Raw genomic sequence first — 10,946 nt, 5'->3', positions numbered from 1 at the left:
TAACCTGTTTGTGCTTTAAGTCCTTCCCTGTATGGATTTCAGCTACTTTTGAGCGTAGGCGCTCTCATCGAATTTTATTTTAAGTTAATTATTTGCATAACAATTCCCGAAGAGCCGAAAAACATAAGTCCAATTGTTATTTTGGATTAATAACCGCCAAACTCGCGGGGGATTGACTTTACTATCATTCGTTTCTTTTCCCCGCAGCTCTTCGAGTAATTTAGTCTCACCGATAATTCGATAACCTTTGAGAGAAGGATCAGTAAAAACATCATCAGGATTCCGACCGATCGCTATCTGTTTTTCTGGTAAAACTAAAGTGATAACTGGTAAGGTAGAAGTATTATTAACTGCATCGCGACGGGCATCGATCGATCCCTGAATTCGAGCTAACCAAAAAAGAATAATTAATAGCCAAATAACAGCGATCAAATCTTTTCGGAGAGATTCGGGAATTCCCCGGACTAATAAACCTAGTGGGTGAAATTTTTGATGAAATTTCCGTTTAAATTGACTGACAATTGAATAGGATGGCAGGGGAGACAAAATCCAGAGAGTAAATTGAATCGCGAAGGCAACGGCAACCAGTGCCAGAAACGTTCGCAGCAACGCCCCGAAATCGCCGCAGAAGACCTGTATCGGCACGAAAAGGAAGGAACGCAAGGGCAAGTCCAGACGGTTAATCTCAAGGCGAAACCAGCCGAAATAGGCCCACCGATAGATCCATCCCGTAAAATAGAGAAAAATCCCCAGCAAACCGAGAAGACTGGCGAAGGTTCCTAGTATCTGTGTTCCGGGAGGGGGAGAATTCGGAGCGCTCACGGCAAAATGTCCCTGATTGGCGTTTTCGATCGCTATTCTACTCGATCGGGTTCTATCGCCAGTTCTTCGTATTTTATCAAGGAGAATAACCCATGTCGATCGACGATCCCCGACAAGTTCGTTTTTTAATCGAGAAAATGGAAGCGAGTTTACCAATCCCTGTGCGTGCAACTCCCGAAACGTTAAAAATAGCTGAAACAAAAGGCGAGCGATACAAACCCGATCACCAGTTTTCGATCGATAAAATTTTCTACACTGGAGACGAGGGGGGAATTATTTGTTCCCTAAAAAATGAATTGGGAAAACAAACGGGTCTTATATGTTCTTTAACCCATCTACGCATCGATAACGATCATCCGTTAGCGGCGGATATTCAATCCTACCAGAAAAAGCGATCGATGCGGATTGCACTACAGGATGGCAAAACCGGAAAAGCCCTCCGTATTGCCAAACAAAACCGCCCGAACAAAGGTTTCGGAAAGTAAAAATATATTGACAAAAACCGCAGGTTGGGTTAGGAGTAGCGCTAACCCACCGCATCCAAGATCGAAAACAGAACCAACTAAATCCCGATCATTCAGGCAAGGTAAAGATGAAAAAACTCTACCCAATAATAACCGCAACTAGCCTAGTTTTTATCGCCTCTCTTGCTGGCTATCATCTACCAGCCACTGGCGATCGATCTCCCGTAATCCCCGTATTCATACCAGATGATACAAATGTATCTTTAAAAAATGGCACTTCTCTATCTGGGAGATTAATCAAGTTCGATTCCCAAGCAAAAACGATCGCTTTAGGGAGAGATTCAAAAACAAAAGAAGTGGCAATGAAAGAGATCAAACAGATAGAGTTTCAAGGGAAGATTATTATCAAAAGCGGAACGCTTGTTATTCGTGGGGAAGGGGGATCAAGCAATCCAAACCAGAATAGAGAACGCTGGACGGAACCCCTACAGAACTTCAAAATTATTGATGTTAATGAAGGAAAAGCGGAAGTAACTTTAACCTCGCTAGATTCTCCAAAAATAAGAGGAATCGAGGATGTGGTGCGTAACAGTTCCTACGTTGTTGAGGAAATTAAATTCAACCCCTCGGACAAAATTGAGATTCAAGTAAACCCCCATTAAAATTTACAAAAGAGAGGTCTATTTTTTAGGCAATTAAGGAAGACTTTAAATGGGAAAGTTTGCTGATGTATTGTTCGATCATTTTTGGTGATATTGGATCGTTTAAGGTCGGGTTAGCGAGGTAAAAAATGATGTCATTGATGAGATTTTCCTCATCTGTTTTATATGCGATATCTTCTCTGCATTCGATGGCATCGGCCCAGTTTTCTAGGTCGGTGGCAGATAGAGCGTTATTAAGATAGCGATCGAGAATATCGATCAGATGCTCTTTTTTTAGGGTGATAATTGCTTCGCTACTGTCCCAAGGAAAGGTTTTTAGGATAGGGAGGATAGTTGATAGGGATGATTTTCCGTTGGAAGAGAGTGAAAAACAAGAGATTAGACAATGGTTCGGAAAGTTAATACTAAATTGTTAAGTGATGTGAGAAATTCAGGAAATATGGGAGGTGCTATAATTGACATATTTACTCAGTCAAAAAACGATGATTAAGTTAAAAGTCACAACGGTAGGGAACTCTATGGGGGTGATTTTCCCGAAAGAGTTGGTGGAGAAGCTGCGCCTTAGTAAAGGCGATATGCTCTACCTCTTGGAAACGCCGAATGGCTTTGAGCTTACACCCTACGACCCCGAATTTGTCCAGCAAATGGAAGTGGCGGAGGAAGTGATGCGCGAAGACTGGAATGTTTTGAGAAAGCTGGCAACTTAGGCTCATGAACCAGCTAATCTGGATAGCTGATGGGGTAGCTCTCGCGATTCATCACCGCCAAATAGCCGAGCATGGTGGATTAGAGGGTATTCGAGATGAGGGGTTGCTAGAAAGCGCACTTTCCCGACCGCAAAATCTTCTGGCTTATTCTGAGTCGCCTCCTGACATGGCTTCTTTGGCAGCAGCCTACGCTTATGGGATTGTCAAGAATCACCCTTTTGTAGATGGGAATAAGAGAACGGCCTATGTAGTGACGAGGACTTTTCTCAGGCTCAATGGCTACGATCTTCAAGCTTCTAGTCAAGAAAAATACCAGATATGGATCGATCTTGCTGTTGGTAAGCTTTCAGAGGAAGAATTATCGGAAGAACTGGCACAACAGATCCGACAATTGGAGGAGAAAGTGTATAAAAATGCGGAAACTATCGGAGATAAATATCCTGAAATTGCTGAACTTTTTGAAACTAAACCCACCGACATCGCCCAACTCCAGAAAAATATCGCTCCTGATACCCTCGTCATTCAACCCGTTCCCCTCCGCGATAAAGTCGCTCTATTTCTCGTTACTAGAGAAAAATTAATCGTTATTCAAAGTGATACAAAACGCGATGAATTGAATAAACTCGTCAGCGAATACCGTAGCCAGTTAGCCGATGATAAAAATGCCGACTGGCGCGTTACCAGCAGTAAATTGTACGAGGTTTTAATCCGTCCCATTGAGTCCCAAATCGCCACCAGTTCCCCGAAAAATATCGCCATCATCGCCACCGAACAACTGCGCTATATTCCCTTTGAAACCCTCTACGATAAGAAAAATAAACAAGTTCTCCTAAAAAAATATCCGATTTATTATTTAACTCGTATCTCGACCTCTTCTCTTGCTACTCAAAAAACGAAAACAGATCGCTCCACTCTCAAAGCCTTAGCTCTAGCTAATCCCAAACCTTTTCTATTTGACACGGAGAAAAAAGAAAAAGTTGATCTTAAAGGCACAGAAATAGAAGCAGAAACTATCAGCAAAATCTTTCCGGGAAGTGAAAAATATCTCGGTACAAACGCAACTCTAGATATATTCAAAAAACAAGCCTTTCGCTTCTCGATTCTCCACCTCGGAACTCATGGCTGTTTTAAGCGTGCTGGCTGTCCTAATTTGGATATGCAAGCTAATACTATTCTTTTCGCCAATAAAGAGCAATATAACATCGCCGATGCCGCATTATTAGGCTTAAAAAATACCGAATTAATTACCCTGAGTGCCTGTCAAACCGCCAAGGAAGCCAACGCAGACGGCCAGGAAATTTCAGGACTTGCTTACGTCTTAGAAAGAGCCGGTGCTAAATCAGTAATTGCCAGTCTTTGGAACGCGCCTGATGGCAAAAAATTTGAAGACAAATCCTATGAGGCAATTAATTCGATTATGATGGCTGAATTCTATCAAAATCTCCAGAAAGGAATGAGCAAAAGCGCATCGATGAGAGAGGCAAAATTAAGCCTGATCGAAAAGTATCCCCATCCTTATTTTTGGTCGCTATTTATTTTGATTGGGGATGCCAATTAGGCAGCCGTTAAAAATTATCAGACACCCCCCTTATCAAGGGGAAACTAAGGGGGTATCGGCACCCCCCTTATCAAGGGGAAACTAAGGGGGGATCGAACCTAAAATCCATTTTTAATTTAATTATAACCAGCTACTTAATTAAGCAGCCGATGATAACTCTCGATCGCTGATAATCAGAATTATTTCCTAACTTTTAACTGCTGACATCTGCCGCATTTCTAAATACACTAATAAAGCGTTAATATCGGCGGGATTGACTCCGCCAATTCGCGAGGCTTGGCCGATGGTAGCGGGTTTAATTTTTGTTAATTTTTCCCGCGATTCCATTGACAAAGTTTCGATTTTCATGTAGTCAATATCGGGGGATAAATGACGGTTACTGTGGCGACTAATTTGGTCAATTTGATTTTGTTGTCGCTTCAAATAACCGGAATATTTAATCTCAATTTCTACCCCTTCTCTTTCGGCTAAATTTATATCGGGATTACCTAAACCATAACGATCAAGATCGAGATAATGCAAGCTAGGACGACGCAGTAAATCCGCTAAAGAGAGAGAACCTTTGATTTTTTGTTCCGTATCCTTAACGATGGCAATTGCCACCTCATCCCGTTCTTTAATTCTCGTTTCGTGTAGGCGTTCTTTTTCAGCGATAATATTAGCTTGTTTGCTCTGGAATAATTGCCAACGCCGGTTATCAATTAAACCAATTTCTCGCCCTAAAGGTGTTAATCTTTGATCGGCATTATCCGATCGCAATACTAAGCGATATTCGGAACGACTGGTTAACATTCGATAGGGTTCGCGCAAATCTTTTGTACACAAATCATCGACCAAAGTTCCTAGATAACTTTCCTCCCGGGAAAAAACAATTAACTCTTTTCCTAAAGCAAACCGCGCCGCATTAATCCCCGCCACCAGTCCCTGGGCTGCCGCTTCTTCATAACCAGTTGTCCCGTTAATTTGTCCCGCACAAAATAACCCCTCAATCTTCTTCGTCATCAGGGTTGGATAACACTGAGTTGCCGGTAAATAATCGTATTCCACTGCATAGGCAGCACGCAACATTACACAGTTTTCTAAACCGGGTAAAGTCCGCAGCATTGCTAATTGAACATTTTCCGGCAGTCCCGTTGAAAAGCCTTGGATATAAAGTTCGGGAATATCGCGCCCTTCCGGTTCAATAAAAATTTGATGACTTTCTTTATCGGCAAAACGGACGATTTTATCCTCAATACTAGGACAATAACGCGGCCCTTTGGAGTCAATAAAACCGCCATAAATGGGGGATAAATGTAAATTATCTCTGATTAATTGATGAGTTGCCGCCGTGGTGCGGGTGAGATGACAGTTCATTTGTTCCCGTTCGATCCACACCTCCGGATCAAAACTAAACCAACGTACCTCGTCATCGGGCGGTTGCGGTTCCATACGGGAGTAATCCACCGAACGCTTATCGACACGGGCAGGAGTGCCAGTTTTTAGGCGATCGGTCTCGAATCCGAGACGATTTAGGGTTTCTGTTAAACCCACCGCCGCAAATTCGCCTGCGCGTCCAGCTGCCATAGACTTGCCGCCGATCCAGATTTTGCCGCCTAAAAAAGTGCCAGTGGTTAAAATGACGGCTTTAGCGGCGAAACAAGTGCCGAAATAGGTTTCTACCCCTAAAACTTGCTCATTTGCCCCTAAAATCAGGTCTGTGGCCATGCCTTCCCGAATAACCAGATTGGCTTGGGTTTCGACGATACCTTTCATCACCGCCGCGTATTCCCGTTTATCGGTTTGGGCCCGTAGGGCCCAGACTGCCGGTCCGCGAGAGGCATTAAGAACCCGTTTTTGCAGATAGGTGCGGTCGGCCATTTTGCCAATTTCGCCGCCCAAAGCGTCCACTTCGTGGGTTAATTGGGATTTAGCCGGACCACCGACGGCGGGGTTACAGGGTTGCCAAGCGATTTTATCGAGATTAAGGGTGAGGAGAAGGGTACGACAACCGAGACGGGCGCAAGCTAGGGCCGCTTCACAGCCGGAATGGCCCGCCCCGACGACGATGACATCAAATTCATCTTGAAAGTCTGCGGCTGAGGAGAAAGTCATACTCGATCGAGGGGAAAATTAATTAATCAGGCTAATATTCTAGCAATTTTTCTGAGTTTTCCCCCCAATATAATACAAGAATACTAACTAAGTCATTGACTAACACCAAAGCGATCGCATAAATCTAAAAACAATCTGTATAATCCCTATTTACCCTTGCCTTTTCAGGGCATTACTGGCTAAATATTATAGGTGCTTATCATATCTTCACGATCGTTTAAAGATTGTAATCATGGATTTACTTGCCAATCCCGTCGCTTTGTCGCGGATACAATTTGCCGTCACCGCTATTTTCCATATGCTTTGGCCGGTGTTAACCACTGGTATGGGCATTTATCTAGTCATTGTCGAAGGATTATGGCTAAAAACCCGCAATCCTGACTACTATCATCACGCTCGCTTCTGGGCAAAACTCTACATTCTCAATTTCGGCATTGGAGTTGCTTCTGGTTTACCCATGGCCTTCCAGTTTGGCATGAATTGGGCGCCTTTTTCGGAAGCGGTGGGGGACTTTTTCGGAACTATCCTCGGTTTCGAGGGAACCATGGCCTTTATGCTAGAGGCTAGTTTTCTGGGAATTATGTTGTTTGGTTGGGGACGAGTTCCCCCGTTAATTCACTTCCTAGCGACAATTCTCGTCGCTTTCGGGGCTAATCTTTCCACTTTCTGGATTTTAACCGCTAATTCTTGGCTGCAAACCCCCGCCGGCGGCATTTTCGTGGATGGTAAATTTATCGTTCAGGATTACCTACAAGCGATTCTCAATCCCTTCATGGTTAATAGTTTCCTGCATATGTTTTTCGCTACTCTGGAAACTTCTCTTTTCGTCATTGGTGGGATTAGTGCTTGGTATTTGCTCAATAAACGTCACATTAGCTTTTTTAGTCGTTCTCTCAAAATTGTTCTTACTCTAGCGATTGTTATCGCTCCCTTGCAAATTTTTGTCGGTCATCTTAGTGCCGAACAAGTGTATCACTATCAACCGGCTAAATTAGCCGCCATGGAAGCGCAATGGGAAACTATTCCTGCGGGAGAAACTGCCGGTTGGAGTTTGGTTGCTTTACCCAAGGATAAAGCGGAGACAAATAGCTGGGAAGTGAAAATTCCTAATGCTTTGGGTTATCTTTTGGAGTTAAAACCCAAGTTATCGGAACCTGTTCTCGGCTTAAAAACGTGGAAATACGAAGACAGACCGCACATGGTGGGGCTAATCTATTATTCCTTCCGGATTATGGTCGCTATCGGTCTTTTTCTTGCTTCTTTAATGACTGTAACTGTCGGGCAATGGCTGTGCGGTCAACTGAGTAACGAAAAAATCGACAGTCAAAAATGGTTACTGCGCGCTTGGGTTTTTGCGGCCCCTCTGGGTTATCTTGCGGTTGAAACCGGTTGGATTGTCCGTTGTGTCGGTCGTCAACCCTGGACGGTTTACAATCAAATCCGGACAGTGGATGCTGCTTCTAAACTGCCCGCAGGCGAGATTTTAACCTCTTTAATCGGAATTACGGCGATTTATGTCGTTTTCTTGGTTTCTGCTCTCTATTTCGGTAGTCTTATTATCCGTCAGGGACCAAATCTTAACTTACCACTGCCGGGGACTCAAGAGGAAAAAGTGACCTCACCAGAACTAAATCCTCGTTCCCTAGAAGCGCAACAATAGGAGGAACTATGGAACCTTTACAGTATTTTTTGCCGCAAATTTGGTTTTTTATTCTGGGTTTATTCCTGTTTCTATACGTCCTCCTCGATGGTTTTGACTTGGGGGTGGGAATTCTTTCCCTGACTTCCTCCTCCGAGAAGCGTCGCAGTATTTTAATGACCAGTTTGGGCAATGTTTGGGATGCTAACGAAACTTGGATTGTTTTGATGGGTGGTTCCCTGTTTGGGGCGTTTCCCCTAGCTTACGGGACAATTTTAAACGCTTTATACCTGCCAGCAGTGATTATGGTAGTGGGGCTGTTATTTCGGGCTGTTTCCTTCGAGTTTCGTGAACATTCTCGTCGCAAGTTGTTCTGGAATTATGCCTTCGGACTCGGCAGTTTTTTGGCCGCTTTGGGGCAAGGATTCGCCCTCGGTGCGGTTTTTGAGGGCATTAAAGTGGATGAATTGGGTCATTTTGCCGGCGGTCCCTTTGATTGGTTAACATGGCGATCGATTCTAGTGTCTCTAACTTTAATCCAAGCTTATGTTTTAGTGGGTTCCACTTACCTAATTTTGAAAACTACGGGTAATTTACAGGAAGTTCACTATAAAACGGCAAAAATTGCCGCTATTACCACTTTTATCGGTGCTGTCTTTATCACCATCAGTACGCCGCTGCTTTCTGACCATATCCGTCAGCGTTTATTTGACCCTCGACTAATTTACATCTTTATCCTCATCCCGATTTTAGCTGTGGTCTTACTGGGTTTATTACTGCGGAGTTTGCAACTAAAGGAAGAAAACACCCCCATGGTCTGGACAGTATTGCTGTTTATGCTCTCTTTTATCGGTTTGGGATTATTGATTTTCCCCGATATTATTCCCCCGTCAGTGACAATTTATCAAGCGGCGGCCGCCCCTAGTTCTTTGGTGTTTATGCTGACTTTTGTGGGTTTTTTAATCCCAATTTTACTAGCCTATACAGTTTATAATTACATCGTTTTTCGGGGCAAAATTACTGCTGAATCCTACGGAGAATAGATGAGGTTGCCGATTTCAGACATGAATCTTCTTTGGTGGGATTTTTAAAGGGAAACTCTCTACCTCTGATGCTAAACTGAATTTATTCTAGGAGGTCTTTGGGTGTAATTAACTCGTAACGCTCGAAGGGTTGATGAATCCAAGGATTATCGGGGTAATATTCCACATAATAGTCAGGTTTGATTCTTGATGCCGCTTTGTACCAGATCACCGCAGTTTTGATATTGGTAATCCCGTATTTTTCCCGTAACAAAATCGAGGTTTTTTGGAGAGTGATTCCCGAATCGACTAAATCATCCACTAATAACAAGGGACTCTTTAATTTGGGTTCGATCATGGCTAAATTCGAGGAAATAGTTAATTCTCCCCGAATTTGATGATTTTCCCCCCCGTAGGAAGCAGCGTAGAGAATGGCTAGGGGTTGACGAAAAAGACGACAGAGAATGTCACCGACGCGCAATCCTCCCTTAGCTAAACAGACAATCTGAGCAAATTGCCAACCAGAACGATCGATTTTTACTGCTAATTTTTCGATCAGACGATGGTATTCATCCCAAGAAACATAGACATCGGCCATATTTTCGATTCTCGATTGATAATTACTTATTTTCCGCAGGTCGATCACTACTCCAGGCCCACCAAACTCGATCGCATTGACAATGATAGAATTCCTGCCATTTACGTCGAGAATCTTCTCCTAAAACGGGTGCGCGGCGATTGATCCAAACGGCCTGAGCTTCTTTAGCTTTTGCCCCACAGTAAGGACAACAAAAATTGTAGGCGTGAACAGCATTCTCTGTCCAGTCAGGGGGAAAGGGACTAAAAGCATCCATAATCTCTGGGTTAAGGGGGTTAACAGTCAAAAAGGGGCTTGAATCGCTGGTGTTTAGGCTATAGTTCTCAATTTCTGCTTCGATAATTTTTACAGCGTTTCCCATAAAGATGAAGTGTAACCTAATTTGGTATTGACGACCGACTCCCCCAAAGGAAAACTTTGTACCTCACTATTAAGATAAATGCTACCATAGGTTTTGACAAATCGCGATCGGGAATATTTTCATGAAAACGAAAATTAATACCCAGAAAAACTGACTCAATAGATAATCTCCTTGTTTACTCTATCACTAAAAAAATATGGCTAAAGGGGATCAAATATACGCCTATCGGGAATTGCTCAATCTTCAGGGTGTTTATGCCCATCATGGCATCGATTGCGGTGATGGTAGCGTCATTCATTACCGAAAACCGAGCGAGATTGTGGAACGAACTTCCCTAGAAACCTTTGCTAGGGGCGGTAAAATCTATGTGGTGCGCCATGTAGAGGTGGGATTTTCCTTTATCCCCGATGTGGTGGTAGAAAGGGCGCTAAGTCGTCTGGGGGAGCAGAAATATAATCTTCTTTTTAACAACTGCGAACATTTTGCCACTTGGTGTAAGACCGGCATTAGCAAAAGTCAACAGATAGAAGAATTTATCCCGATTATTACCCATTTACAAGCGGTGGGACTCTACGAACCTCTGAAAAAATCCCTTATCGGAGCCGACCCCAACAATGCCCAAACCCTGTTAAAAGGGGCTTTAAGCAGTCTTAAGCTCAGTTGGGATGAAATTCACCCCCAGTACAAAAAAGCCATTCAAGAAGCAGAAACATGGAATCGAGTAGCGATCGAAGCTTTAAGCAGAAATCGCGATGATTTAGCCCGGGAAGCCCTGAAACGCAAGGTAGAAGCCAAAAAACAGGCAAAACGCCATCAGGAACAATTGGATCAACTAGCGGCCATGACCGAAAATGTTCTTAAAAGTCTGGTGATTGCTAACGGTTAGTCTGGATTTGACAATCCCCGCTCTAAAGAGACGGGGATTCTTGGTTCACAGAGATTACTTGCTTAGACAGAATTGCTTCTGAAAAAGTAGAGGTATTCTCTCCCCAAGCGTTTATTGGATCGAGCCCAAAGGT

The 10,946-nt window shown here is 43.5% G+C and carries 12 protein-coding genes and 1 pseudogene; 8 read left to right on the top strand and 5 right to left on the bottom strand.

What is annotated here, in order from left to right:
* Nucleotides 1–84 precede the first annotated feature (84 nt).
* Entirely contained in the window at nucleotides 85–822 is a 738-nt protein-coding gene (locus tag EWV68_RS02895) for a hypothetical protein (protein ID WP_287168756.1), read from the bottom strand.
* Between the two features lie 92 nt (nucleotides 823–914).
* On the opposite strand from EWV68_RS02895, the gene EWV68_RS02890 reads away from it, so the two are divergent.
* Complete coding sequence (locus EWV68_RS02890) at nucleotides 915–1,307, top strand: hypothetical protein (protein ID WP_149987802.1); 393 nt, start codon at nucleotides 915–917, stop codon at nucleotides 1,305–1,307.
* Nucleotides 1,308–1,414: 107 nt separating this feature from the next.
* Nucleotides 1,415–1,948, top strand: coding sequence for a hypothetical protein (locus EWV68_RS02885; protein ID WP_287168755.1), 534 nt, complete (start codon nucleotides 1,415–1,417; stop codon nucleotides 1,946–1,948).
* A 25-nt stretch (nucleotides 1,949–1,973) separates the two neighbouring features.
* Here EWV68_RS02885 and EWV68_RS21780 read toward each other — a convergent pair whose 3' ends face one another.
* The gene (locus EWV68_RS21780) at nucleotides 1,974–2,279 is read right to left on the bottom strand and encodes a hypothetical protein (protein WP_353737397.1); all 306 of its coding nucleotides are present in this window, start codon (nucleotides 2,277–2,279) and stop codon (nucleotides 1,974–1,976) included.
* 13 nt (nucleotides 2,280–2,292) lie between these two features.
* Between EWV68_RS21780 and EWV68_RS21775 the strand changes: the two are divergent.
* The 3 genes and pseudogenes from EWV68_RS21775 to EWV68_RS02875 form a co-directional block, all read left to right on the top strand.
* A pseudogene (locus EWV68_RS21775) lies at nucleotides 2,293–2,364 on the top strand (DUF2283 domain-containing protein); the annotation flags it as partial.
* Between the two features lie 66 nt (nucleotides 2,365–2,430).
* Nucleotides 2,431–2,655, top strand: coding sequence for an AbrB/MazE/SpoVT family DNA-binding domain-containing protein (locus EWV68_RS02880; RefSeq protein ID WP_080600713.1), 225 nt, complete (start codon nucleotides 2,431–2,433; stop codon nucleotides 2,653–2,655).
* A gap of 4 nt (nucleotides 2,656–2,659) precedes the next feature.
* Nucleotides 2,660–4,213 carry a CHAT domain-containing protein gene (locus tag EWV68_RS02875; RefSeq protein WP_287168753.1) on the top strand — a complete coding sequence of 518 codons (1,554 nt, stop codon included), beginning with the start codon at nucleotides 2,660–2,662 and terminating at the stop codon, nucleotides 4,211–4,213.
* Between the two features lie 186 nt (nucleotides 4,214–4,399).
* Here the strand turns inward: EWV68_RS02875 and mnmG are convergent, their stop codons facing one another.
* Entirely contained in the window at nucleotides 4,400–6,307 is a 1,908-nt protein-coding gene (gene mnmG / locus EWV68_RS02870; RefSeq protein WP_287168752.1) for a tRNA uridine-5-carboxymethylaminomethyl(34) synthesis enzyme MnmG, read from the bottom strand.
* Between the two features lie 232 nt (nucleotides 6,308–6,539).
* Between mnmG and EWV68_RS02865 the strand changes: the two genes are divergently transcribed.
* The gene (locus EWV68_RS02865) at nucleotides 6,540–7,967 is read left to right on the top strand and encodes a cytochrome ubiquinol oxidase subunit I (RefSeq protein ID WP_287168750.1); all 1,428 of its coding nucleotides are present in this window, start codon (nucleotides 6,540–6,542) and stop codon (nucleotides 7,965–7,967) included.
* A gap of 8 nt (nucleotides 7,968–7,975) precedes the next feature.
* Nucleotides 7,976–8,989 (top strand): cytochrome d ubiquinol oxidase subunit II, encoded by a 1,014-nt coding sequence (gene cydB, locus EWV68_RS02860; protein WP_002753098.1) that lies wholly within the window; start codon nucleotides 7,976–7,978, stop codon nucleotides 8,987–8,989.
* 82 nt (nucleotides 8,990–9,071) lie between these two features.
* Here the strand turns inward: cydB and EWV68_RS02855 are convergent, their stop codons facing one another.
* Together EWV68_RS02855 and EWV68_RS02850 are read right to left on the bottom strand one after the other, a co-directional pair.
* Nucleotides 9,072–9,566 carry a phosphoribosyltransferase gene (locus tag EWV68_RS02855; RefSeq protein WP_287168749.1) on the bottom strand — a complete coding sequence of 165 codons (495 nt, stop codon included), beginning with the start codon at nucleotides 9,564–9,566 and terminating at the stop codon, nucleotides 9,072–9,074.
* Between the two features lie 22 nt (nucleotides 9,567–9,588).
* On the bottom strand, nucleotides 9,589–9,822 hold the full coding sequence (locus tag EWV68_RS02850) for a hypothetical protein (RefSeq protein ID WP_002771307.1): 234 nt from the start codon (nucleotides 9,820–9,822) through the stop codon (nucleotides 9,589–9,591).
* Between the two features lie 301 nt (nucleotides 9,823–10,123).
* Here EWV68_RS02850 and EWV68_RS02845 point away from each other — a divergent pair, with 301 nt between their 5' ends.
* On the top strand, nucleotides 10,124–10,813 hold the full coding sequence (locus EWV68_RS02845) for a lecithin retinol acyltransferase family protein (RefSeq protein WP_287168748.1): 690 nt from the start codon (nucleotides 10,124–10,126) through the stop codon (nucleotides 10,811–10,813).
* The last annotated feature ends 133 nt before the right edge of the window (nucleotides 10,814–10,946 follow it).

This window comes from Microcystis sp. M_QC_C_20170808_M9Col (genome assembly GCF_007095495.1).
GTDB classification, from domain to species: Bacteria; Cyanobacteriota; Cyanobacteriia; order Cyanobacteriales; family Microcystaceae; genus Microcystis; species Microcystis aeruginosa.
Note: the sequence above shows the minus strand (reverse complement) of the source record. Positions and strands in the feature narration are given on the sequence as shown.

Excerpts from the sequence above, each read along its gene's own strand:
- EWV68_RS02875 (WP_287168753.1), top strand. The coding sequence starts at position 2,660 with ATGAACCAGCTAATCTGGATAGCTGATGGGGTAGCTCTCGCGATTCAT.
- mnmG (WP_287168752.1), bottom strand. The coding sequence starts at position 6,307 with ATGACTTTCTCCTCAGCCGCAGACTTTCAAGATGAATTTGATGTCATC.
- EWV68_RS02850 (WP_002771307.1), bottom strand. The coding sequence starts at position 9,822 with ATGGATGCTTTTAGTCCCTTTCCCCCTGACTGGACAGAGAATGCTGTT.
- EWV68_RS02855 (WP_287168749.1), bottom strand. The coding sequence starts at position 9,566 with ATGGCCGATGTCTATGTTTCTTGGGATGAATACCATCGTCTGATCGAA.
- cydB (WP_002753098.1), top strand. The coding sequence starts at position 7,976 with ATGGAACCTTTACAGTATTTTTTGCCGCAAATTTGGTTTTTTATTCTG.
- EWV68_RS02865 (WP_287168750.1), top strand. The coding sequence starts at position 6,540 with ATGGATTTACTTGCCAATCCCGTCGCTTTGTCGCGGATACAATTTGCC.
- EWV68_RS02890 (WP_149987802.1), top strand. The coding sequence starts at position 915 with ATGTCGATCGACGATCCCCGACAAGTTCGTTTTTTAATCGAGAAAATG.
- EWV68_RS02845 (WP_287168748.1), top strand. The coding sequence starts at position 10,124 with ATGGCTAAAGGGGATCAAATATACGCCTATCGGGAATTGCTCAATCTT.
- EWV68_RS02880 (WP_080600713.1), top strand. The coding sequence starts at position 2,431 with ATGATTAAGTTAAAAGTCACAACGGTAGGGAACTCTATGGGGGTGATT.
- EWV68_RS02885 (WP_287168755.1), top strand. The coding sequence starts at position 1,415 with ATGAAAAAACTCTACCCAATAATAACCGCAACTAGCCTAGTTTTTATC.